This is a genomic window from Gammaproteobacteria bacterium (genome assembly GCA_013817245.1).
In the GTDB taxonomy this organism is placed as follows: Bacteria; Pseudomonadota; Gammaproteobacteria; order HTCC5015; family HTCC5015; genus JACDDA01.
On the sequence record JACDDA010000001.1, the window covers coordinates 472,038 to 497,653 of the forward strand.

12 protein-coding genes and 1 pseudogene are annotated in these 25,616 nt (G+C 49.6%); 11 read left to right on the forward strand and 2 right to left on the reverse strand.

Annotated features, from left to right (window positions below; translation table 11 throughout):
• Window positions 1–332: 332 nt before the first annotated feature.
• The 3 genes from pgl to zwf are packed head-to-tail and all read left to right on the forward strand — an operon-like array spanning window position 333 to window position 3,494.
• Window positions 333–1,070 carry a 6-phosphogluconolactonase gene (gene pgl, locus H0W44_02310; GenBank protein MBA3581266.1) on the forward strand — a complete coding sequence of 246 codons (738 nt, stop codon included), beginning with the start codon at window positions 333–335 and terminating at the stop codon, window positions 1,068–1,070.
• Window positions 1,061–2,080, forward strand: a complete 1,020-nt coding sequence (gnd, locus tag H0W44_02315; protein ID MBA3581267.1) for a decarboxylating 6-phosphogluconate dehydrogenase — start codon at window positions 1,061–1,063, stop codon at window positions 2,078–2,080. The genes pgl and gnd overlap by 10 nt, the downstream gene beginning before the upstream one ends.
• A complete protein-coding gene (gene zwf / locus H0W44_02320) occupies window positions 2,058–3,494 on the forward strand; it encodes a glucose-6-phosphate dehydrogenase (protein MBA3581268.1) in 1,437 nt (478 codons plus the stop codon). The genes gnd and zwf overlap by 23 nt, the downstream gene beginning before the upstream one ends.
• A gap of 52 nt (window positions 3,495–3,546) precedes the next feature.
• Here zwf and H0W44_02325 read toward each other — a convergent pair whose 3' ends face one another.
• Both H0W44_02325 and H0W44_02330 read right to left on the reverse strand, forming a co-directional pair.
• Window positions 3,547–12,351, reverse strand: a complete 8,805-nt coding sequence (locus H0W44_02325; protein MBA3581269.1) for a cyclic beta 1-2 glucan synthetase — start codon at window positions 12,349–12,351, stop codon at window positions 3,547–3,549.
• Window positions 12,348–12,721 (reverse strand): annotated as a pseudogene (locus H0W44_02330) (F0F1 ATP synthase subunit gamma). Before H0W44_02330 ends, H0W44_02325 begins: the two are co-directional and overlap by 4 nt.
• Window positions 12,722–13,093: 372 nt before the next feature.
• On the opposite strand from H0W44_02330, the gene H0W44_02335 reads away from it, so the two are divergent.
• From H0W44_02335 to H0W44_02370, 8 genes are all read left to right on the forward strand, one after another.
• On the forward strand, window positions 13,094–13,801 hold the full coding sequence (locus tag H0W44_02335) for an HAD family hydrolase (protein MBA3581270.1): 708 nt from the start codon (window positions 13,094–13,096) through the stop codon (window positions 13,799–13,801).
• Window positions 13,798–14,874 carry a transaldolase gene (gene tal, locus H0W44_02340; protein MBA3581271.1) on the forward strand — a complete coding sequence of 359 codons (1,077 nt, stop codon included), beginning with the start codon at window positions 13,798–13,800 and terminating at the stop codon, window positions 14,872–14,874. Before H0W44_02335 ends, tal begins: the two co-directional genes overlap by 4 nt.
• 236 nt (window positions 14,875–15,110) lie before the next feature.
• On the forward strand, window positions 15,111–17,447 hold the full coding sequence (locus H0W44_02345; GenBank protein ID MBA3581272.1) for a heavy metal translocating P-type ATPase: 2,337 nt from the start codon (window positions 15,111–15,113) through the stop codon (window positions 17,445–17,447).
• An 83-nt stretch (window positions 17,448–17,530) separates the two neighbouring features.
• Window positions 17,531–18,790 (forward strand): hypothetical protein, encoded by a 1,260-nt coding sequence (locus H0W44_02350; GenBank protein MBA3581273.1) that lies wholly within the window; start codon window positions 17,531–17,533, stop codon window positions 18,788–18,790.
• A 118-nt stretch (window positions 18,791–18,908) separates the two neighbouring features.
• A complete protein-coding gene (locus tag H0W44_02355; GenBank protein ID MBA3581274.1) occupies window positions 18,909–20,561 on the forward strand; it encodes an alpha-D-glucose phosphate-specific phosphoglucomutase in 1,653 nt (550 codons plus the stop codon).
• 54 nt (window positions 20,562–20,615) lie between these two features.
• Entirely contained in the window at window positions 20,616–21,800 is a 1,185-nt protein-coding gene (locus H0W44_02360; protein ID MBA3581275.1) for an acetate/propionate family kinase, read from the forward strand.
• Window positions 21,801–21,824: 24 nt separating this feature from the next.
• Window positions 21,825–24,194, forward strand: coding sequence for a phosphoketolase family protein (locus tag H0W44_02365; GenBank protein MBA3581276.1), 2,370 nt, complete (start codon window positions 21,825–21,827; stop codon window positions 24,192–24,194).
• Window positions 24,194–25,525, forward strand: a complete 1,332-nt coding sequence (locus H0W44_02370; GenBank protein MBA3581277.1) for a DUF2254 domain-containing protein — start codon at window positions 24,194–24,196, stop codon at window positions 25,523–25,525. Before H0W44_02365 ends, H0W44_02370 begins: the two co-directional genes overlap by 1 nt.
• The last annotated feature ends 91 nt before the right edge of the window (window positions 25,526–25,616 follow it).

Genomic DNA, 25,616 nt, shown 5'->3' on the forward strand with positions numbered 1-25,616 from the left:
TCAATTGTTAAAACATAGCTTGTCGAAAGCCTTAAAGAATCAAAAATCATTGCACTAAGCGAGCTCTTACCTGTTCCATCGCCTGAGCTATAAAACGTAGATTTTCCCGCAGATAATTTTGTTGAAAAAGAAGCGCTCGAATCGCTTGAGTCTTACCACGCCATTCAATAACTCGCGCTACACTGCTTCTTCACGAAATTCTGCGATATATTTTCTGCTCATTTGTGCCTCTCCAGCTAGATTTAAAATCAACTAAAAGTTTTTCACCCAGGTATGAGAGAAGTCCAATTATCTTCTTCTGCAGCCGCAGTATTAACGGAGTAAACTGCGGCATGACCAACCTTAACTCATCAGTCAAATACCGCTGGCGAGCAGTTGCCAACGTATCAGTCTTACAACAAGCCGCCGTTGAAATCATTCTTGCTTGTGCTGAGCAGGCGATTCATGAACGCGGGCAATTTCATCTGGTGCTTGCTGGCGGCAACACGCCGCGTAATATTTATCGTGAATTGAATACCGCTCAAACCAATTGGTCGGCGTGGCATATTTATTTTGGAGATGAACGTTGCTTGCCTTTAACGGATCCATCTCGGAATTCGTGCATGGCTGCAGAAGTGTGGCTCAATCACGTGTCCATTCCTGCATCGCAATGTCATGTGATGCCGACCGAGTTGGGTGCAATGGAAGCGACATGGCTTTATGCACAAACCTTAAAAACGGTGGGTGACTTTGATCTGGTGTTGCTTGGACTGGGTGAAGATGGCCACACGGCTAGTTTGTTTCCTGGTCATGAGTGGGGCATAGCTTCTGATTCACAAGATACCCTGGCAATTTTGGATGCTCCCAAGCCGCCGCCGCAGAGAGTATCTTTAAGTGCGGCGCGATTAAATCGCGCACGGAAAGTCGTCTTTTTGGTGAGCGGAGAATCCAAACGTCAAGCGGTGCTTGCATGGCGCGCTGGCAAGAATATTCCGGCGCGAGCGATTAGGCCGGCAGCGGGAGTCGATATATTAGTCGAGTCTGCCATTTTTACTGAAGACCTATGTGGAGAGGGACAAAAATGCAATTAGCTATGCTGGGTTTAGGTCGTATGGGCGCTGGCCTGGTAAGGCGCTTGGCGAAAGCAGGTCATTCCTGTGTTGTTTATGATGTAAGCCCTGCCGCTGTACAAGCGATAGTGAGCGCCGATATTCAAGCAGCGACTTCTATTGACGACTTACTGAAGAAACTGAGTAAACCGCGCGTGGTATGGGCGATGCTCCCTGCAGCGGTAACGGATAAAGCAATCGAAGAACTTTCGGCAAAGATGGATGCAGGCGACATTATTATCGACGGTGGCAACAGTTATTATCACGATGATTTATTGCGAGCAGAGGCACTTAAATCAAAAGGCATTCATTACATTGATTGCGGCACCAGTGGTGGTGTGTTTGGAGAAGAACGGGGTTACTGTTTGATGATAGGTGGAGAACCGTCGATTGTTAAACATCTCGAACCTATTTTTCGCAGCATCGCACCAGGCGTAGAAGCAGCGTCACGTACTCCTGGTAAACAAGGTGATCCGGATCCTGCCGAACAGGGGTATTTGCATTGCGGTCCAGCCGGTGCAGGTCATTTCGTCAAGATGGTTCACAACGGAATTGAGTATGGCTTGATGGCAGCCTATGCCGAAGGTTTGAACATTCTGCGTCATGCGAATGTGGGTAAACATGCGCAGGAGCACAATGCTGAAACAACACCGATGCGTAATCCCGACCATTACCTTTATGAGCTTGACCTGCCAAAGATCACTGAGGTGTGGCGACGTGGCAGCGTTGTAGCATCCTGGCTGCTGGATTTAACAGCAACGGCGTTGCAAGAAGATGCTGAGCTCCGTGAGTTTTCTGGACAAGTTTCGGATTCCGGTGAAGGACGTTGGACGGTATTAGCAGCGATTGATGAGGGTGTGCCAGCACCGGTGATCAGTGCGGCACTGTTTGCGCGTTTTGCATCACGGGGCAATGCCGATTATGCAGACAAGGTTTTATCCGCAATGAGAAAACAGTTTGGCGGTCATCATGAAAAAAACAAGGAAAGTTAAAATCGACAAGATTCATAAACGTACAACTGCCGCAGATGCGCTGGTGATTTTCGGTGTAACGGGTGATCTTGCGCACAAAAAAATATTTCCTGCATTATATGCAATGGCGAAACGCGGTGTTCTCAATGTTCCTGTCGTTGGCGTCGCCGTTTCAGATATCAGTTTGGCAGAACTGCGCAAACGCGTCGAAGAAGGTATTCATCAATCGACTACTGTTGATGATAAACAGGCTTTGCGTCATCTGCTTGCTTCGCTTCATTATGTTTCTGGTGATTATAATAATCTCGCTACCTTCAAAACATTGAGACAAGTGCTCGGCGATGTAAAGCATCCAGCACATTACCTTGCTATCCCACCGGAATTATTTGCTACGGTGATCAAGGGACTCGGCGCTAACGATCTAGTTGACAAGGCGCGAGTAATTGTGGAAAAACCCTTCGGGCGTGATCTGGCTTCTGCGAAACATTTGAATGACGTCGCGCGCTCCATGTTTCCGGAAGATTCTATCTTCCGTATTGATCACTATCTTGGAAAAGAAGCGATCATGAATATCCTTTATTTCCGTTTTGCCAATTCATTTCTCGAGCCGATCTGGAATCGTAACTGTATTGCCAGTGTGCAGATTACTTTGGCAGAAAATTTTGGCGTGAAAGATCGCGGCGCATACTACGAGAGTGCCGGTTGTTTGCGTGATGTCATTCAGAATCATTTGTTTCAAATAGTGGCATTGTTGGCGATGGAGCCACCCGCTTATCAAGGCTTCGATGCAGTGCAGGGTGAGAAAGTCAAAGTGTTTCAGGCGATGCGTCCACTCAAATCAGAGGATATGGTGCGAGGCCAATATGCTGGTTATCGCAAAGAAAAAGGCGTGGCAAAAAAATCGGATGTTGAAACATTTTGCGCGCTGCGTTTATTTATTGATTCATGGCGCTGGGAAGGAGTGCCATGGTATCTGCGTTCCGGTAAATGTCTGGCGGAGTCCGTCGCAGAAGTGTTGGTGGAATTAAAACCACCCCCACAGAAATTATTCGATGACTCATCCTCGCCGGGCACGCGAGCGAATTATTTGCGTTTTCGAATCTCTCCTAATTCTGCTGTTGCTCTAGCGGCGCGCGTTAAACGTGCGGGTAAGGATTTTGTCGGTGATCAGCGTGAACTTTATTTACTGGATGAGCAGATGGAACAACAAAGCGCATATGAGCGTTTGTTGAGTGATGCAATGGCAGGTGATGGCGCTCTCTTTACGCGAGAAGATGCGGTGGAAGCGGCCTGGACTGTGGTCGATCCTGTTTTAAAAAACCTTCCCGCCCTTCATCGCTACAAATCAGGTAGTTGGGGGCCAAAGCAGGCAGACACTCTGATTGCAGGGCATGGAAAGTGGTGCAATCCACTGGTAGTGAAAACAGTAAAATAATCCCAGCAACATACTGACGGCAATCACCTGCTTGTATTCTGCTTATCTGAACTCAGGCAGATGATGTTTGCGACAGGGTAAGTTCTACATGATGAATCTGCTGGTCATCCACCAGTGGGATGTATGCTGATTCCAGCGCCACACCGTCCAGTGTTAAACCGGTGCCACTCAGCTCAGTGTCAGCAGAAATCTGGGTCACGACGATTTGATATTGAGTGCTGCCAAAACGATATGTGATCGAGTACGTGGTCCAATTTGCCGGCATGCGAGGGATGAGCCGCAGCTGATTTGCCTCTCGCGTCAATCCCAATAGCGATTCCAAAATCAAGCGGTAGAGCCAGCCCGCTGAACCCGTATACCAAGTCCAGCCTCCACGACCCATGTGGGGTGCAATCGCGTAGATATCCGCAGCCACAACATAGGGTTCAACCTTGTAAGTCGATACTTCCTGTGTACTGCGGCTGTGATTGTGAGGATTGATCAGATCCATCAGCTCCCAAGCGCGGCGGTTATCACCCATCTCAGCAAAAGCCATAGCAGCCCAGATCGCGGCGTGGGTGTATTGGCCACCATTTTCACGCACACCGGGAACGTAACCTTTGATGTATCCGGGGTTCATCGCGGAACTGTCGAATGGCGGCGCTAGCAACTTGATCAGTTTGTCGTCTCTGCGTACCAGATGATGATCCAGTGAATCCATTGCCTGTCGTGAGCGTTCGTTGTCCCCTGCGCCGGACAGCACCGACCAGCTTTGAGCAATAGAATCAATGCTGCATTCAGGATTCGTTGCTGAACCCAGTGGCGTGCCATCGTCAAACCAAGCTCGGAGATACCAAGCTCCATCCCAGCCGTGTTGTGCCAAATTTTCACGCAGCTTTTCCGCTTCAGAAATACAGCGTTCGGCAAACACCGGATCGGCGTGCAGATGGGCGATGTCGGCAAAACGTTGCAATACCTGGTACAGAAAAAATCCCAGCCATACGCTCTCGCCCACGCCTTTGATACCGACCTGACTCATGCCATCGTTCCAGTCACCAGAACCCATTAATGGCAAGCCTTTTTCCCCGAAACGCAGCCCATGCAGAATAGACACCACACAATGTTGATAAAGGCTGACACTCTCATGACTGGTAGTGGGCAGATCGTAATAAGATTCCTCAGCTTCCTCTAAAGCGCGACCTTCAATGAACGGAATCATTTCGTTCAACACGTCGGTGTCACCCGTGCCTAGGACATAGCGGCAAGTGGCTAATGGCAGCCACAGGTAATCGTCTGAGCAGCGGGTACGCACGCCACGTCCGACAGGTGGATGCCACCAGTGCTGTACGTCTCCCTGTGGATATTGGCGCGCAGCACACTTTAGAAGCTGTCGGCGCAGCAGATCCGGTTGAGTGTGTAGCAATGCCATTGCGTCCTGTAACTGGTCTCGGAATCCGAAAGCGCCCCCGGATTGATAGAAACCACTACGAGCCCAGAGACGACAAGCTAAAGTCTGATAAACCAACCAGCCATTGGCGAGTACGTTCAAGGACGCATCGGGCGTGTTAATTTGCACGGTACCCAAAGTGTGTGACCAGAACTGCTGTACTTTCCTCAGTGCTGCGTGAGCCGATCCTGGTTGACGCAGCTGTTGTGCCAGGACGCGAGCCGATTCCACATCATGCCCAGCGCCTAATCGAAAAATGATTTTCCGTTCTTGTCCGTCGGCGAGTTCGAAGGGTACCTGAATGGCGCCACAAGGATCGAGTGCTGCTCCAACACGGCCGGACAACTGTGCCCGCGTCATAGCATCGGGGTGATGCAAGGTGCCGTTGCGGCCGATAAATTCAGTGCGATCACCGGTCAGCGTGCGAGCCAAGTCGTCTACATCGAAGAATGCCACTCGGCCTCCAAACTCGGGGTTGTACGCATTGCGTGCGAACAATGCGCCGCTGAGATCAATTTCAGTAACAACATGCATGGCCGTTTTCTGCCGCAATTCACCCAAAATCCATTCCACATAGCCGGTAGCTGACAAATGTCGCATGCGACCAGAATTGTTGCGCACCTTCAATACTGAGAATTTGACTGCTGCTTCCAAATCCACGTACACGCAAAGCTCGGATTGAATGCCCTCTTCAGAGTGTTCGAAAATGCTGTAACCAAAACCGTGACGGGTTACATAGGGCGTGGCACCTTGGCAGGGCATGGGCGAAGGCGACCAGAAATGACCACTGTCCTCGTCACGAAGGTAAAACGCTTCGCCACCAGAGGCGCCTACGCAATCTCCTCCGCTCCAAGGTGTCAGCCTGAATTCATGGGCGTTCTCACTCCAGGTGTAGGCCAGACCACTTTCGGTCACTACGCTACCGAATTGATCGTTGGCGAGTACATTCACCCAAGGCAAGGGGGTCTGGTTGGTCAATGTGGTCGTGATGATGTATTCGCGACCATCGCTACTGAATCCCCCCAGGCCGTTATCTAGCTGTAGTTCCTCGCCGGAGTTTTCCAAAGTTGCTGGGGTTGCAGGCGGGAAATTATGGGTGATGGCCAGTGGTGCAACGGATTTTTTAACCAGCAGGCGCCGGTTAAGTTGTTCCGACAGAGTACCTCGGGTATCGGAAATGATAATGCGGGCAACTGCCTGTAATAGGATTCGATCCTCACTGGAAATCTGTTCGGCGTAGTGCACGAAGATTCCACCAGGGCGGCCAATGGAATGGGCTTCTGTGCCAGTGGCAATGAGTCCCATGATTTGATCTTGCAGATGTTGCCGGTAGCTCATGTGATCTTGATTCCAGATCACTAAATCCACATCAAGACCTTTCAAACGCCAATAGGCATGGCATTGAATCAGTTGCCGCGCTATTTCAATATGATCGCTATTGGCAATTTTCAATAAGACGATGGGCAGGTCGCCGGAAATGGCATAACCCCACAAGCTGGATTGACCGCGTCGATTCTGCATCAGCACCGCGGTGTCCGCGCGCAAGCCAGCATTGGCATACAGTATAGAACTAGCGAGGCGACGATAAAGATTGGCATCGGCTTCGCTGGCATTAATCTGTCGTAAGGTCACACCGCTGTGGGTCAAAGCCAGACCCAGTCCCCGGTTTGCCAAATGTCGATCCTGGTATTTTGCAACCAGAGCGAGACATGCTTCTCGGCTGTCAGCCATGCCGGTCACAATGTCTAGGGTGACCATTTGATCCGCTTCCAAAGTGACCGGACAGCGAATAGCGACAATTGGATCAAGCACAGAACCTGCACTGCCGGATAGTTCGCCGAGTTCGGTCATGGCCAGGGGTGACACCAAAGTACGGCCACGGCCAATAAACTCTAGGCGGTCAGTCGTGCTGGAAAGTACGCCGATACTCCCGTTGTTATCATTATCATTACGATGGGTGGCCAGTAGATGAAACATCCACGGCGCTTTTTCTTCAACAGAACGGGGTCGTCGGGTACACAGTATTGCGTGACCACCCGGCAGGATTTCTGTTTGTACGAACAAGTTGCTGAACGACGGCTGCGTCATATCTGCCGCAGGCAGAGCCATGACCACTTCAGCATAAGTAGTAAAGTCGAGTGTGCGATAACGATGGGAATGATTGGTGATGCGTACTCTTCGCAGTTCGATGTCGTCTTCCGGCGATACCACGATGTCGGAATAGGTTTCGATATCATGATCACGGCGACAGTACTCAGCGCGTCCTTCAGAAAATAGGACACTGTAAGTCTGAGCTCGTTTGAGCGTGGGCTGATGCGTGGCAGACCAGATGTCGCCGTCGGCGATATCGCGCAGATAAATGAACGTGCCCCAGTTGTCGCAAGTGCTGTCCTCACGCCAACGGGTTACTGCCAGATCTTTCCAGCGACTATAACCACCACCGGCATTAGTGAGCATGACGTGGTAACGCCCATTGGACAACAGCTGCACTTCTGGCGTGGGCGTATCTGCGCCGATAGGCGTATGTGCAGAGGTTTTCCCTTCCTCGAACATGGCACTGCCTTCAGCGTGTTCATCAATGTGCGGTTGAAATATTGAAATCTTGGGTGTCCGTTCCTGCAGTAGCAAGAGCGCGGATTGGAGCAGCGGGTCGGATTCGAAACGCCGTTGCATGGGCTGGCCCAGTAAGCGAAAAGCCAGTGCCAGCAGGCTCATGCCCTGATGATGCGCCATAAACGAACGCACTATTGCACTGGTCTTGCCACGAATGAGTCGCGATGGCGTGTAGTCAATGGCTTCATACATACCATAGCGCCCTTCCAGCCCGCTTGCCGCTAACCTTTGCAAATTTGTACACGCAGCTTCCGGAGCTACCATCAGTGCTAGCACCGAGGCATAAGGTGCGATCACCAAATCCTCTGCGAGTCCTCGCTTGAGTCCCAAACCAGGCACACCGAAAGCGTGGTACTGGTAATTGAGGCTGGCGTCGACCGTGTTGTAGCCGGATTCCGACACCCCCCAAGGCACACCACGTTGTTGACCGTAGGCAATTTGCCGAGCCACAGCAACGCGACAAGTCTGGTACAACAAGGTGCCCGCATAAGTGGGCATTACCAGCATTGGCATGAGGTATTCAAACATCGAGCCGCTCCAAGACACTAGCACGGGCTCTCTACTGCCTGCGGTGGTTAGAAGTCGGCTCAGTGCAAACCAGTTTTCTTGCGGAAGCTGGCCTTGTGCGATCGCGATAAAACTACAAAGACGCGCTTCCGATGCCAATAGATCATAGAAGCTCGTATCACGCTGGTTTGTATCGACGTTGTAGCCGATAGCGAGCAAATGCTGGGTACGGTCATAAAGGAATTCATATTTCATCGTGGCAAATCCGAAAGCCCGTTGTGCTAACCGTTCGCTGAGAATGATGCGTTGCTTGGCGTATTCGGCACCCGTAATAGTCAGATCACGCAGAGCTATTAACCAACGATTTTCGTCAGTTGACATTGCTGTTTGCAAACGGGTATCTATGGCGGCTAATTGTTCAACACTACGTGTTGCCAGTTGACGCAAGGTTGGAATATCAGTGTTATTCACAAACTGTATTAGGCTAGTAGGGGCAACTGGCAGGCTTAGCCAAGGTGCAAGAGAACGTATTTCTATAATCGCTGCGTGACATTGCTGTTGCAAATCTTCGACCCAGCTATAGGCATCGCTATTAATAATGTCAGTGTGAGGCTCTGTCTGGAACTGAGAGAACAGTTCATTTGCGCAGCGAGACAATGGTGTTAGTAGCTGTACAGTTTTTATAAGATTCGCCGGGGCTTGTATGCAGGCCGCATTCAACAAAGCGTGCATTTGCTGGATAGTGGCCTGAATTGCTGTTGTTTTAGTATCGTCGAGCAACGTCGTATTAATGGATAAGTCTACAAAGGCATCTGTAAAAACATCCAATGTGGTTATAAGTCCCTCAAATAGCTTCGGGTGAAGGATTTTTTGATCCGGCACATCCAACAGTGCTACGCGCAGGGTCAACAAATGTCCGGCGAGGTTGCCGCTGTCCACGGATGAAATATAGCGAGGTTTTAATGGTTGCAGTGAACGAGTGTCGTACCAGTTGTAGAAATGACCTTTGTGTCGCTCCAACTGATCTAATGTATCAAAGCAATTCGCGGTGCGTTGCAGCAGCGTGCCTGCGGGAATAAAACCAAAATCGCAGGCGGATACATTGGCTAACAAGGATAAGCCGATGTTGGTGGGCGATGTGCGATGTGCAATCACCGGATTTGGGTATTCCTGAAAGTTGTCCGGTATCAGCCAGTTGTCATCGATACAGGAAAAGTGTTCGAAGTAAGCCCAGGATTTGCGGGCAAGTCGGTTTAAAAATCTGGTCTGATCTGAATTAAGTGTTGGTTCACGATCGGGTTTTGGCAAGCTCAACCACCAGGCAATGCCGGGGGAGGCAAACCAGAGCATCAGCAAGATTATAATGAGCGGGTTTGGCTGTATGAATGCTAGACAAATCGCAGCGACACTCGCAATGACTGGCGCTACCCACATGGTGCAATAGACGCCTAGCAGGCCAGTTCCGCAGCGGCTGCGTTGACCATTAAAAGTCGTGAACCATTCCAGCAGGCCGTGATGGGTGAAGAGCATGCGCCCAGCGCTGCGCAGAATCGCCGCAAGATTGAATACGGCTTCGTGGGGCAGACAAACTATACGGAATCCGGCTTGGAGGAAACCATGCCTAGTACTGCGCAGCACCGCGCGAATATGGTGCCGCAGTAACATTTCCCGAGGTTTGTGCCAGATCGCTACCAAACCGGTTAGTAAAGGCGGTAGTAGTAAAACCGACAATACAGCGAAGGTCCACAGAATGGGATTGGGTGCTTCCCCCCAACCTATTAGTAATAGAAGCAATAGCGCCATGGGTTCCAGGCTGCGACGCAAATTGTCAAAAATTTTCCAGCGTGACAGGATCGATAGCGGGTTTCTTTCGCTGCGATTCAGGATTGTTGGCGCCCGCGGCAACATCCAATGGGCAATCTGCCAATCACCACGAATCCATCGTTCGCGTCTGCGCATGTCAGTGTCATAGCGAGTCGGGTGTTCCTCGTAAAGATGCACGTCACTCAGTAGTCCTGATCGAGCAAAGCATCCTTCCAATAAATCATGACTGAGGATGCGGTTCTCCGGCAGACGATTCTTTAGTACCTGCTCGAACACATCGACATCATAGATGCCCTTGCCGATAAACGAACCTTCACCAAACAGATCTTGATACACATCCGATACAGAACGTGTGTAAGGATCAATACCTGGCTCTTCACCGTAAAGTTGCGCATAACGTGAAGGGGTTTGCCTCGACAAGTTGGCAGCCATGCGGGGTTGCAAAATGCCGTAACCACCACAGACACGTTGTTTTTTTTCATCATAACGAGGCTGGTTGAGCGGGTGTGACATGGTGGCGGCAAACTGCCGTGCTGAGTCGCGTGGCAATAGCGTATCGGTATCCAGAGTAATGACGTATTTCACTTGTGAGAGAACCGTAATATTGCCAACAATGAGTTCGAAACGATCCAAGTTTTCGCCGCGCAAAAGCGCATTCAGATCTCCCAGCTTGCCGCGTTTGCGTTCGTAACCCATCCATATTTTTTCCTGAGCATTCCAGGAGCGAGGGCGATGTAATAGGTAGAAACAATCACCGTCACGCTGAGGCAATTGCGTCGGATATTTTGCGTTGAGATGCTCAATGCCTAAACGTGCCTGTCGCAGTAAATGCTCATCATTAATTTGCGTTTGTTTCGGGGCATCGTGGAAATCAGTTAGCAGCCCGAAATGCAGATACTCGTCGCGATTACCCAAAAACCGCACTTCCATAGCCTCTAACAGATCTTCGATGTCTTGTGTGCTACTTAACAAAGTGGGAACCACCACTAATGTTCGTATTGAAGGAGGCAGTCCTTTTGAATAATCCATGCGCGGCAAGCGCTGTGGTTCTACCAGCAATGTAGCGATCCAATTAACGAGTGCCAATGCCAGTTGACTGCCTGCCAGTACTGCCAGGCAGCCTAAAAACAAGCTAGGCCAGTGACTGATATCGGTAGGCTGGGCCAGTCTCAGCAGTATTGCGGCGAACAGGGAAGTGAGGAGCAGAATAGAACCAAGATACAAAACCAGTGGTGAGCGAGAAGTGATAGCGCGCAATCGTGCAGATAAGGATCGCCGTGCCATCACAGCGGTTTCCAGCTGCAGCAGCCCATGATCAATTAGATAAAAACCGACGTGAGTAGCGGGGTTGCGGCGGGTGCCATCATTAGGGTTGGTCGCTTGTAGAGCTAGTTGGATAGCAATGCGTGCGATATCAATTTCAGAATGTTTGCTGCGTTTAGCTAGCCTGTCGATCACCCGACGATAATGATCCCGAGTTGCGAAATCCATTGCACCGTAAACACCGTCGATGTCTTGCTGCAATATTTTTTCAACACCACTGTTTGCTTCGACAAAATCGCGCCAATCCATCGCGGTCAGCCAACGCAGACTGCCAATGGTGTTGCTGATGGATATTTGATCTGCCGCTTGATGCTGGTTTTCGGCTTGCACCAGCTGATTGATAGTGAGACTGGATTCTGCCAGCCGCTTTTCGATCCAGCTGAGAGGCAGAGCCAAAGCAGGACCATGACCTTGCAACTGCCGTGTCAGTTCAGCTACAAATGCGCTGGTCATCGGCGGTTCGGAACGTGCCATGTCAGCAACTACCAGAATCAGGCTTTTAGGGTCACGTTCCGCGATTTCCAGCATCTGATTTGACCACTCCTGCGCTAGATTGCGATGCTGGCGAGAGGTGGTGATGAGGGCGCTCACGCGGCGCAGATTTTCAATCAGGGTCAGTCGCAGCATGATGGGAATGGCCCACAACTCCCCCAGCGTGAGAGGCGTAATAGTTTGATATGCCGCTACGAAAGATCCCAGAGTTTCAGCATCCACGCGGCCGTCACCATGGGAAATGGTATTAAGTGCAATGTCATAGACGCGCGGCAAATCATGAGATTTGCCCTGCGCCAGATGAGGCAGTTCCCGACTGTAACCTTTTGGCAAATGGAGGCGCGCCGTGCGAATCTGTTCTTCGATGAGATAAAAATTATCAAGCAACCATTCACCAGACGGCGCGATGCGATCCTTGGCTTTCACCGCAACTGTCAGCAGATTGCAGGTCGAGATCAGTACCTGTTCATTGGCATCCAGTCGTTTCAATAGAAGATCTTGTGTACTGGTCGGGCTCAGTACGTGAGTACTTGCCAGAACTTTGGCATGCTGGGCCATTTGGTCAGCATTAAATAGTTCTTCCCGTAACGGTCTCTCATTCTCCAGTGTAGATGACTGGAACCACGTAGCGGTGTTACGCAAAAAGTGGGAGAAAGGAATTTCGAAATTCATGTTATTCGCCTGAGATCTGAAACAGAGGAAATTTGCGAACCAACAATCACATCGAACATTTCGGCATCGATGCTGGCCTGGCGCAAACGCTGGTGATTTTTCTTAAGTGTTGCTAATAATTCTTCAATGTTGTTATCTATTCGCTGCATGGCGGCCAGTCTGCTTGCGTTTTCGCTCGATAATGATTCAGCGCTTGCACAAAACAGTGATACAAACAAATACTCACGAATGAGCACGCAAGATATTGCGTTTTATTACCGAGAAGTTCCGCTAAGTTTTGTATCGCCCATGATTTTTCAACGAGTTGTCTGCACCAGTGCTCATCGAGCGGTAACAGGCGTTGTGTGACAGGAAGGTAAACGAACCATATGTGTCAGAACGTGGATGGCTATCCGCGCATTATCTGTATGCAGCAAAGAAAAAATAGCAGGCAAATGAAAAGTGAAATGTTTATCTACAACACTGCCTCGCACTGAAACAACGGTACCAGGATTATGCGTGATGTTGTTGACGCTCATTCAATAATTCCTTGAGGCTTTTTGCAGGCGCCATTACTAATATGATGATAACTAGCTCGCCTGAGTATTAAGCATAACGCCAACCACCGAGCAGGTATGTTCGGTAAAAGACAGACCTATGCCAATCGCCACGTTTACTCTGATCAGCAAGCGTTGACAGTGACCATTAATGCGCATTGCCAAGATTATCGTTGAAAATATTCAGAGCGAGTGCAGTTAGCAATGTGAACCCATCACGGGAAATTGTTTTTTTACTAGACGTTGATAACACGCTGTTGGATAACGATTCTGTGGTGGCGGATCTCAATGGTTTTTTGTTGCGCGAATTTGGCCGAGAAACTCACGATCAATACTGGCGCGTTTTTGAAACATTGCGCAGCGAACTTGGCTACGCCGATTATTTGGGCGCACTGCAACGTTATCGACTCGAACACCTCGATGATTCGCGTTTGCTCATGATGTCTTCGTTTCTTTTCGATTATCCATTTGCAGATCGCTTATATCCCGGTGCGTTGGCCGTGATTAAATATTTGCACACATTCGGTCCTACCGTAATTCTGTCAGATGGCGATGTGGTGTTTCAGCCGCGCAAAATTCAGCGTTCAGGATTATGGGATGCAGTTGACGGACGCGTACTGATTTACATTCATAAAGAGCAGATGCTCGATGCTGTCGCGCGGCGCTATCCCGCTAAGCGCTATGTGATGGTGGACGACAAGCTGCGCATTTTGACGGCGATGAAAACGTTTTGGCGCGATCGTCTAACAACAGTTTTCCCGCGGCAGGGTCATTACGCGCACGATCCCAAACAGACCCTCGCTTATCCATCTGCTGATTTGACGATTGAATGCATCGGTGATTTGGTGAATTACGATTTTTCCATCGGACTCAGCGCAATCGAAACAGGTTCTGTGGCATCGGAGACACTATGAATAATTCCACTCAGCAATTACACAAATTAGGTCAGAGTTTGTGGCTCGACAATATCACTCGTGAACTACTCACTAGCGGTACTCTGCAGCATTACGTTGATGACCTCGCAGTGACGGGGTTGACGTCGAATCCCACGATTTTTGATAAAGCAATTAAAAGCGGTAATTTTTACGACGAAGAAATTCAGCGTAAAGCAGCAGCGGGTGTATCCGGCGAAGAGTTGTTTTTTATATTGGCGTTAGAAGACTTAACCAAGGCCGCCGATTTGTTGCGGCCGATTCACGACGCGACCGATGGCGCAGATGGCTGGGTATCGCTCGAAGTATCGCCGCTGCTTGCCGATGATACGGCCGGTACTATCGCGGCGGCGGTGGATCTGCATAAACGTGCACAACGGCCGAATCTTTTTATAAAAATTCCGGGTACGCCTGCCGGCTTGTTGGCCATCGAAGAAACTATTTTTGCGGGCGTGGCGGTGAATGTAACGTTATTGTTTTCACGCGAACAATACATCGCTGCTGCTGAAGCGTATCTGCGCGGTATTGAACGACGCATCGCCGCCAGGCTCGATCCGAAAGTTGGCTCGGTGGCCTCATTATTTATCAGTCGCTGGGACGTTGCGGTGAACGACGCGGTTCCGCAGTTATTGCGCAATCGTCTCGGTATCGCCATCGCCAAGCGCACCTACAAAGCGTATTGCGATTTGCTGGATTCGCCGCGCTGGCGGAAATTAAGCGCCGCCGGCGCTCAACCGCAACGCCTGTTGTGGGCCAGCACCGGCGTTAAAGATCCGCAAATTTCTGCTAGCTATTACATTTCGGCGCTCGCGGCACCGAATACCATCAACACCATCCCTGAGAAAACGTTACTTGCGTTTGCACAGAGTGGTGAGTTATTCGGTGTTATGCCGATTGATGGTGGTGATGCTGAAATTGTGTTGTCGGAATTTGCGAAAGCTGGCGTGAATATCGATAGGCTCGCAGCGCAGTTGCAACAAGAAGGAGCGGCTTCGTTCAGTAAATCCTGGGACGACCTGCTCACGGTGATTGCATCAAAAAGTATTAAGCCGTGAACGAAGCGATTGCAACACACTCGTCATAGCTGACCGAACGAACGACATGGAAACCACTGCAAGCGTATTATCAAACGTTGAGTACGAAAACTATTCACTGACGATTCGCAGCGCGACGAACGCTTTGCTGCACAAGCCTGCGGTATTTATTTCGACGATTCGAAAAATCGTATTACCGCTGAAACGATTTAGCTGGCTAAGAGAATCAGTATTATGCAAATAGGAATGCAGCGAACATGAAAACAGAAATCAAAAGCAAAGATCCCGTCTGTGGAATGACCGTAGAGCCTAATCCGGAAAAATCGGTAGAACACGAAGGCACTCGCTATTATTTTTGTAGCACAAAATGCGTTGCAAAATTTCGTGATAACCCGCACCAATATTTAACGCCTCAGCAGAACACTGCATCTGTCAGTAATAAAAGTGACGATAAAATCACAGCGCAATCTTCATCGAAAAAAGATGTGATTTACACCTGCCCCATGCATCCAGAGATTCAACAAAACGGCCCCGGATCTTGCCCCAAATGCGGCATGGCCTTAGAGCCAATGAACGCCGTTGCTGAAGAAGATATGTCTGAACTAAGGGATATGACGCGACGTTTTTGGGTGAGCCTTGCATTAAGTTTGCCGTTGCTATTTATCACTATGAGTGAATTTATTCCCGGTATCAATGTGCATCACTGGATGGGCATCAATACCTTTAATTGGCTGCAAGCCATACTGGGTACTCCCGTGGTGTTGTGGGGAGGTTGGCCATTTTTTGTGCGTGCTTGGGCATCGTTCAGAACCTGGAATCTCAATATGTTTAGCTTGATTGGGATTGGCACCGCTGCTGCATTTCTATTCAGTGTATTTGCGTTATTAATGCCTTCGGCGCTTCCCGAAGCCTTCAAAATGAATGGCATGATTCCACTTTATTTTGAAGCAGCTGCGGTCATTGTCACGCTGGTATTGCTGGGGCAAGTGCTTGAATTACGCGCTCGCTCTAAAACCAATAGTGCGATTAAAGCGCTACTGGAACTCGCGCCTAATACCGCGGTACGCGTTAAGCCAGATGGCACTGAGGAAGAAGTTCATCTCGATCAAGTGCAAGTGGGCGACCAATTGCGCGTTAAACCGGGCGGTAAGATTCCGGTGGATGGCGAAATTATCGATGGCCACTCCAGCATCGACGAATCCATGATTACGGGCGAGCCGATTCCGGTCGAAAAACAAATCGGCAGTAAAGTCACCGCGGGCACCGTAAACCAAACGGGATCATTTCTGCTCCGTGCTGACAAGGTTGGCGCTGATACCTTACTCGCGCGCATTGTGCAAATGGTCAATGACGCAGGACGTTCGCGCGCGCCGATTCAGAAACTAGCGGATCAAGTGTCCGGTTGGTTTGTGCCTGCAGTGATCGTCATCGCGGTCATCGCATTTATCATTTGGGCTGCGTTCGGGCCAGCACCTGCCATGGCAAATGCGTTGGTGGTTGCAGTTTCGGTGTTAATTATTGCTTGCCCTTGCGCGCTCGGATTAGCAACACCCATTTCGATAATGGTTGGCATTGGTCGCGGTGCACAGGAAGGTGTGTTGATCAAAGATGCTGAAGCCCTCGAACTGATGGAAAAAGTGGATACGCTGGTAGTCGATAAAACCGGTACGCTGACTGAAGGCAAACCTACCGTGCAGCGCGTTATTGCCAGCACGGGATTTGTGGAGACAGATGTGTTGTTGTTTGCCGCAAGCCTTGATGCCTTGAGTGAACATCCCTTAGCTGTTGCCATCGTTAATCATGCCAAGCAGCAAAACCTCTTGCCCAAAACCGTTGCAAATTTTGAATCTGTCACCGGCCAAGGCGTGCGCGGTGATATTGATGGTAAGCCGGTGCTGTTTGGCAATATCCGGTTGATGGAAACCCAAAAAGTTGATGTTGTCGGCGTACAAGCAGATGTGCAGTCACTAAGAGAACTCGGCCAAACCGTTATGTTTCTTGCTGTTGGCAATCAATTGGCTGGCATCGTCAGCGTTGCCGATGCGATTAAATCCACTACGCTGGAGGCGATACAACAATTGCATGCAGCGGGTTTAAAAATTGTGGTGTTAACCGGAGACAACGCCATCACTGCTGCTGCCGTCGCAAAATCGCTTGGGCTCGATGATTTCAAAGCCGATGTTACGCCCGAAGACAAACTCAATTATTTAAAAACACTGCAACAGCAGGGACGCATAGTCGCCATGGCGGGCGATGGTGTGAATGATGCTCCCGCGCTTGCGCAAGCGAACGTCGGTATTGCGATGGGTACGGGTACCGATGTCGCGATGAACAGCGCGCGTATCGTCTTGGTGAAAGGTGATTTACGCGGCATTGCCAAAGCGCGACTGCTGAGTCAGCACACCATGAGAAATATTCGGCAGAATTTATTTTTTGCGTTTATTTATAACTTTCTTGGTGTGCCCGTTGCGGCGGGAGTTTTATATCCATGGTTCGGCATTTTACTCAGCCCTATGATTGCCAGTGCTGCCATGAGTTTGAGTTCGGTGTCAGTCATCCTTAATGCCTTACGGCTGAGAAAAAAGTCGCTCTAAATATGTCTATCGAGCCTAATGTGAAAGTTTCTATTGAGTCCGATCTAGAAGTTCAGGGGAAATCAACTCCGTGCAAATCTTCTATGTGCGGAGCAGCAGGAAATTCATCTGCTGAAAAATTAAATCTTGGTTGCTTTTGCAAAACACTTAATCGTGAACAACTCGATTCAATATTAAAAGCCGATGATTTAACTCAGGCCGTATTGCAAACGCAGCCACAACTTTTTTCCAACACCACGGTTTTTATTTCGCCAACTCAACTAGCTCAAATACAAGAAGTTGTACACGCCATTGAACGTATCGTTCAATTAACAGAGTTTCAAGAAATGGCATTAGTTGCTGCGGATGATGCGGCAATATTAAATGCGGGGAATTCTGGCGTATTTATGGGCTATGATTTTCATTTATCCGACACTGGTCCTCAGATCATTGAAATCAACACCAATGCGGGTGGCGCATTTTTAAATGCAGCCCTCTTAAGTGCGCAAACTGAATGCTGTCGCGAAGCAGAATCGTTATTGCCGCTAGCAAAAGTCGCTATTGATGATCAATTTATCGCAATGTTTTTAAACGAATGGCGTTATCAAAATATTGATTTACCTTTGGTGCGCGTTGCCATTGTCGATGAAAACCCTCAACAACAATTTCTTTATCCCGAATTTAGAATGGCAAAACGCTTATTTGAGCGTCATGGTATAGAGGCCGTCATTGTTGATCCACAACAACTCATCTTTGAAAACAATATCCTCAGTGTGAACGGAGATAAAATTGATTTGGTCTACAATCGACTAACTGATTTTTCGTTGCGTCACAAAAATTCATCTGCGTTACGCGCAGCTTATTTGAATGGCTCGGTAGTCGTTACTCCTAATCCGCATCATCACACACTCTATGCAAACAAACGCAACCTTGCTTTGCTAAGCAATGCAGACACATTAAAGAAATTAGGTGTTAGCGAAGCAGATATTAATATCGTCACAACAGCTGTTCCAATAACACGCATGGTAAGTAGCCTGAATGCCGAACAATTATGGGCTGAGCGAAAACACCTATTTTTTAAACCGACAACGGGTTTTGGTAGTCGCGCAACCTATCGCGGCGACAAACTTACAAAACGCGTATGGGACGAAATAATAAGCGGCGAGTATGTGGCGCAACGCGTGGTGCTGCCCAGTGAGCGTGGTGTGTTTGTTGATGGACAAGAGACAGCATTAAAAATGGATATTCGTGCGTATGTTTATGAAGGTGAAATCCAATTGCTCGCCGCACGTCTTTATCAAGGACAAACAACTAATTTTAGAACGAATGGTGGTGGATTTGCGCCAGTGTTTATTGCGAATTAATACGATCAATTTTCCCTATCTAGACGACCAAGCAATATAAGTGAAGTTGACACAATCAACATGCGTTCAAGTAAACAGCGCGCATTGGAGTAACACAATGAATCAAACCGATGCAGCGATGATCATCAGTCCGTTAGCTGGAAAATCAGCACCAACTGAAATGCTCGTCAATGTCGCCAAACTTGTCACGGCCTATTACAACGAAGTACCTGATCCTGCTATTGCGCAACAGCGTGTTGCATTTGGCACTTCAGGTCATCGCGGCTCGTCGTTCAACAAAAGTTTCAACGAAGCGCATGTGCTCGCGATCAGTCAGGCGATTTGCTTGTATCGCAAAAAAGAAGGCATCAATGGTCCGTTGTTTATCGGCATCGATACGCACGCATTATCGGAACCGGCGTTTGCCAGTGCGATGGAAGTGCTCGCCGCCAATGGTGTTGAAGTGATGATGGCAACGGTGGGCGAATACACGCCGACGCCCGCTATTTCACACGCGATTCTTTGCTATAACCGTGGCCGCACGCGTGGCTTGGCCGATGGCATTGTGATTACGCCTTCACATAATCCGCCCGACAACGGCGGCTTTAAATACAACTCATCCAATGGTGGACCGGCGGATACGAGTATCACGCGCTGGATCGAACAGCAGGCTAACGTGCTGCTGGAAAATAAATTGCGCGATGTGCAGCGCATGTCTTTTGAGAAAGCATTACGCGCAGCGACTACGCACACGCACGATTTTCTTAATACGTACGTCAATGACTTAGAAAATGTTATCGACATGACAGCCATTCGCGCCGCGAAAATTCGCATGGGTGTCGATCCACTCGGCGGCGCCGGTGTGAATTATTGGCCCGCGATTGCGGCGCATTACAAACTCGATCTTACGGTCGTTAATTCTGTTGTCGATGCGACTTTTCGTTTTATAACGGTCGATTGGGATGGACAGATTCGCATGGATCCATCATCGCCTTATGCGATGCAAAGTTTGATCGCGTTGAAAGATCGTTTCGATATCGCATTTGCCTGTGATACCGATCACGACCGCCACGGCATTGTTACGCACAGCGCTGGGTTAATGCCACCCAATCATTATTTAGCGGTAGCTAGCGATTATTTATTTCAAAATCGACCCAAATGGAGTGCGAACGCGGCGATTGGTAAAACCGTGGTAAGCAGTCAGATGATCGACCGCGTGAGCGCGAAGCTGCAAAGAAAATTATACGAAGTGCCGGTTGGTTTTAAATGGTTTGCTGCAGGTCTGCTTGATGGTTCATTGGGCTTTGCCGGTGAAGAAAGTGCAGGTGCATCTTTTCTGCGTCGCGACGGCACGGCTTGGAGTACTGACAAAGACGGCTTGATACCCGCGTTATTATCGGCGGAAATTATCGCCCGCACAGGGCGCGATCCTGCGCAAATTTATCGCGATTTAACGCGCGACCTCGGTGAGCCTTTTGCCGACAGAGTACAAACTGCCGCGACACCGAGGCAGAAAGAAAAGCTGGCGAAATTATCACGGCAGCAAGTGAAATCGACGCTGTTGGCTGGTGAAAAAATTTGCGCGATTATCACGCGCGCACCCGGTAACGATGCCGACATCGGTGGGTTAAAAGTGGAAACCGAACACGGTTGGTTTGCTGCACGACCATCCGGCACCGAAAATCTCTACAAGATTTACGCCGAGAGTTTTGTGGGAGTTGATCATCTCAAGCGCATTCTGGATGAAGCTCAAACTATCGTTGATAACGCATTAGTGTCAGCTGAGTCTTAATATGAAATCCCTTATGAAATCCCTTATGAACTCACTGTGAAGTTGGAAAATTTAATGAGTGCTATGCAGACAATTTTAATAATCAACAGCGGCTCATCGAGCATCAAGTTTGCATTGTTTTCTTCAAAAGAATCTTTGGTGCATGTACTTGAAGGAAAGATTGAAGGCATTGGTTTTTTACAGGGTAGTTTCACTATAAAAAGTTTGGAAGAAAAAAATAATCTCTCGCGCTCGCTGGTAATAGCGGATCACAAAGTTGCTACAAGTTTGCTGATGGATTGGATTCAGCTGCGAATTGAACCGGATACCTTAATCGCAGTGGGCCATCGCGTGGTGCATGGTGGACAGAAGTATGATCAAGCACAACGCATCACATCCGAGCTCATTGAAGAGTTGCATCAGCTTAGTTCCTTGGCTCCCGAACATTTGCCGCATGAAATAGCCTTGATAGAGGCTTTTAATTATCAGTTTCCAGATTTGGCACAAGTCGCCTGTTTTGATACGGCTTTTCATCATGAGATGCCGAGAGTCGCAAAACTATTTCCCATTCCTCGACGTTATGAGAAGCAAGGCATCTATCGCTATGGTTTTCATGGTTTGTCCTGCGCCTATGTAATGCAGGAGCTTGAAGGTCTTGGTACAGCGAAGGGGCGCGTCATACTCGCTCATTTGGGAAATGGTGCCAGCATGACAGCCATTCTTGATGGTCGCAGCGTCGATACCAGCATGGGACTTACGCCCGCTGCCGGATTGATGATGAGTACTCGTTCTGGTGACATCGATCCAGGATTGGCCGCCTTTCTGGTGGGTAACGAACAGATGACCGCATCACAATATGATCACATGATAAACCATGAATCAGGATTACTCGGTATATCCGAAATCAGCGCCGATATGAATGAGTTGCTTGCTCAGGAGAAACAGGACATGCGTGCGGCAGAAGCGATAGCCCTATTTTGTTATCACGCTAAGAAAATGCTTGGCGCTTATATGGCAGTTCTTGGTGGACTCGATACCTTGGTTTTTACTGGCGGCATTGGTGAAAACGCATCTCGGATTCGCACGCGTATCTGTGACGGTCTTAAGTTTTTTGGCATCGAATTAAACGAGTCGCTCAATGCACTGAATGCGCACGTTATTTCAACAAACGATAGTCGTGTGACAGTTCGCGTTATTAAAACCAACGAAGAACTGATGATTGCGCAATCTGTTTGTCGTGTTCTCGATATTGGTATTTAAATGTATATAGATGAAGCAAGAAAAATGAAACCTTATTCAAAAACACTGTCTGCTGAATTGCTGCGTAAAATTGATGCTTATTGGCGTGCAGCAAACTACTTATCTGTCGGCCAGATTTTTCTCTACGCCAATCCGCTGCTCAAGCGAGCGTTGGTGATGGAGGATGTGAAGCGGATGTTGTTGGGGCATTGGGGTACAACCCCGGGACAAAACTTTGTTTATGTGCACTTGAACCGCGTTATCAAAAAATATGATCTTAATATGATTTATGTATCCGGTCCGGGCCATGGTGGTCCAGCCATCGTAGCAAACACTTATCTCGAAGGTACTTACAGCGAAATTTATCCCGATATCAGCCAGGATGAAGCGGGATTACAAAAACTTTTTCTACAATTTTCTTTTCCAGGTGGTATTCCCAGCCATGTTTCGCCTGAATGCCCTGGCTCAATTCACGAAGGCGGTGAACTGGGTTATTCACTGAGCCATTCCTTTGGTGCGGTGTTTGACAATCCGGATCTTGTGGTGGCTTGTGTTGTAGGTGATGGCGAAGCGGAAACCGGTCCATTAGCGACAGCATGGCACTCAAATAAATTTCTCAATCCAGCAACGGATGGTGCGGTATTACCGATTCTGCATCTTAATGGCTACAAGATTGCCAACCCGGCGCTGCTAGCGCGCATCACCCACGAAGAATTGGACCAACTGCTCCGAGGCTACGGCTGGATTCCGCACTATGTCGAGGGACATGAACCAGAGCTGATGCATGAGGCAATGGCGGCGGCGCTGGATACAGTGGTGGAGCAAATTAAAAAAATTCAACAGGATGCGCGCGTTCATGGCGAATGCATTCGTCCACGCTGGCCGATGATCGTTCTCAAATCTCCCAAAGGTTGGACCGGTCCAAAAATGGTTGATGGACAACAAATTGAAGATACATTTCGTGCGCATCAAGTGCCACTTCATCCTCGAGTGCATCCTGAACATCTCCAATTATTGGAAGATTGGATGAAGAGTTACCGGCCTCACGAACTCTTTAATGAACTTGGATGCTTGAATACAGAATTAGCTGAACTGGCGCCCACCGGTGATCGGCGGATGGGCGCGAATCCGCACGCCAATGGCGGCATCTTGCTATGTGACCTGCGCATGCCAGATTTCCGCGACTATGCCCAAAGCGTACCCGTGCCTGGAACGCGTGGTGGTGGCGATACGCGTGTGCTCGGTCCATTCTTGCGCGATGTCGCTAAATTGAATCAGGAGCAGCGGAATTTCCGCGTCTTCGGTCCGGACGAAACGCTTTCCAACGGACTCGGAGCCTTGTTCGAACAGACCGCGCGCCAGTGGGATACCGCAACCATGCCGAATGACGAATTCCTCGCCCCGGACGGACAAGTGCTGGATTCAATGCTCAGCGAACACCAATGCGAAGGTTGGCTCGAAGGCTATCTGCTTACCGGCCGCCATGGACTTTTTAACTGCTATGAAGCTTTCATCCATATCATCGATTCAATGTTCAACCAGCATGCCAAATGGCTGAAGGTCACAAACCATCTGCCCTGGCGCCGCAAGATCGCTTCGCTGAACTACCTGCTGGCTTCGCATGTGTGGCGCCAGGATCACAACGGCTTTACTCATCAAGATCCTGGTTTTATTGACCATGTGGTGAACAAGAAACCCGAGGTAGTACGGGTTTACCTGCCGCCGGATGCGAACTGCCTGCTTTCGGTCATGGACCACTGCCTGCGCAGTCGCCACTATGTCAACGTGGTGATCGCGGGTAAACACCCGGCGCCGCAATGGCTGAGCATGGATGCCGCCGTCAAGCATTGCAGTGCGGGCATCGGCATCTGGCAATGGGCCAGTAATAATCACGATAGTGCGCCGGATGTGGTGATGGCTTGTTGTGGAGACGTGCCCACATTAGAAACACTTGCGGCTGTTTCTATTCTGCATGAGCATCTACCCGAACTTAAAATTCGCGTAGTCAACGTCGTCGATTTGATGAAACTTCAACCCGCAAGTGAACATCCGCACGGCTTGAGTGATGTGGATTTTGACGAACTGTTTACTAAAGACAAACCGGTCATCTTCGCTTATCACGCTTACCCGTGGTTGATCCACCGACTAACTTACCGCCGTACTAATCACAACAATATTCACGTTCGTGGTTACAAGGAAGAAGGCACCATCACTACGCCCTTTGATATGACCGTGCTAAACGATCTGGATCGCTTTCATCTGGTGATGGACGCCATCGACCGTCTGCCACAGACCGGTGAGAAAGGGATTTATTTAAAGCAACAGCTCAAGGATAAATTGATCGAGCACCGGCATTACATCAATAAATACGGTGAGGACTTGCCGGAAATACGCAACTGGAAATGGCGCGAGTGATGAATAGCCCTCGACGCGTCTGGAACCATTTGTGGTCGAGCTTCTGGTTCTTGCCGTCAATGATTGTCGTGATGTGCATGGTCTTTGCGGTAGTCATGATCGAAGCAGACTCTATGACGAGCGATCAATTCCTGGCGCAGTGGCCACGCCTGTTTGGAGCCGGAGCGACGGGCGCGCAAGCGCTAATGTCCACCATCGCTAGTTCGATGATGTCGGTGATTGGCGTCACATTCTCCGTGGTCTTGGTGGCGCTGGCACTGGCTTCGAGCCAATACACATCACGCATATTGCGGAACTTCATAAATAGTCGGACTACGCAGGCCATTCTTGGCATATTCGCTGGTAACTTTGTCTACTGCTTGATCGTCATTCGCGCCATTCGCAGTGGCGATGAGGGCGCGTTTGTCCCGAATCTCGCGGTGTTCATGGGGGTAGTACTCGCAATCGTCAGCGTTGGCGTTCTCATCTTCTTCATCCATCACATCGCCTCCTCGATCCAAGCGTCTGCCATCATTTCGTCCGTAGCCAAAGAGACCATTAGCGTCATTGATAAACTTTTTCCCCAGCAACTCGGGCAGGAGCCGGGCGAAGACGTCGACGCTCCGCCGCAACAGACGTCGTCGGAGCGAGAATGGCACCCTATTACGGTCACGGAGAGCGGTTACATCCAGAGTGTGGATTACGAAGCGCTCCTGCAGGTAGCCCGTGAGCAAGCAACAATCGTTCGCATGGAGCACGCCATCGGCGAGTTCGCGGTCGAAGAAACGGCGCTCGTGTCCGTCGCTCTCGCAGGTCCACCGAATCGAGCAACGATTGCAGACTTGCAGGCGGCTTTCAGTATCTACAGCTACCGTACCGTGGAGCAGGACGCTGCCTTCGGTATCCGGCAACTCGTCGATGTCGCGTTGAAAGCACTCTCGCCGGGCGTCAACGACGTCACCACCGCCATAACGTGCGTGGATTATTTGACGGCGATTCTCTCGCGGCTTGCGACTCGACAGATACCTTCAACTCATCGTTACGATGACGGGGAACTGCGAGTGATCGCCAAGGGACCAAGTTTCGAGAGCTTGCTGAGCGAAGCGTTTGACCAGATCCGCAGCAGCGCGAGTGGCAATGTCGCCGTCATATCGCGAATGCTTGGAGCTCTTCAAACAATAGAAAGTTTGACGAATCGCCCGGACCGACGGCGGGCGCTGCGCGAGCAGGTAGAGTTAATCGCTGAACTTGCTGGACGCACCGTTGAATCCCTCCATGAACGATCGAAAATAGACGCGCGCCTGGCACCGGTGCGCTCGGCGCTCAAGACCGTGCCTGCGGAGTCAACATGAAAACGACCAGGGGAAAAAACGTCCTTCGGAGTTGGTCTTTCTCTCGGTTGGACAGACGCCCGCACGACGAGCATCGTCGGGCGCTCAGCAC

Coding starts and splice junctions, on each gene's coding strand:
- pgl (MBA3581266.1), top strand. CDS start 333: ATGACCAACCTTAACTCATCAGTCAAATACCGCTGGCGAGCAGTTGCC.
- gnd (MBA3581267.1), top strand. CDS start 1,061: ATGCAATTAGCTATGCTGGGTTTAGGTCGTATGGGCGCTGGCCTGGTA.
- zwf (MBA3581268.1), top strand. CDS start 2,058: ATGAAAAAAACAAGGAAAGTTAAAATCGACAAGATTCATAAACGTACA.
- H0W44_02325 (MBA3581269.1), bottom strand. CDS start 12,351: ATGAATTTCGAAATTCCTTTCTCCCACTTTTTGCGTAACACCGCTACG.
- tal (MBA3581271.1), top strand. CDS start 13,798: ATGAATAATTCCACTCAGCAATTACACAAATTAGGTCAGAGTTTGTGG.
- H0W44_02345 (MBA3581272.1), top strand. CDS start 15,111: ATGAAAACAGAAATCAAAAGCAAAGATCCCGTCTGTGGAATGACCGTA.
- H0W44_02350 (MBA3581273.1), top strand. CDS start 17,531: ATGTGCGGAGCAGCAGGAAATTCATCTGCTGAAAAATTAAATCTTGGT.
- H0W44_02355 (MBA3581274.1), top strand. CDS start 18,909: ATGATCATCAGTCCGTTAGCTGGAAAATCAGCACCAACTGAAATGCTC.
- H0W44_02360 (MBA3581275.1), top strand. CDS start 20,616: ATGAGTGCTATGCAGACAATTTTAATAATCAACAGCGGCTCATCGAGC.
- H0W44_02365 (MBA3581276.1), top strand. CDS start 21,825: ATGAAACCTTATTCAAAAACACTGTCTGCTGAATTGCTGCGTAAAATT.
- H0W44_02370 (MBA3581277.1), top strand. CDS start 24,194: ATGAATAGCCCTCGACGCGTCTGGAACCATTTGTGGTCGAGCTTCTGG.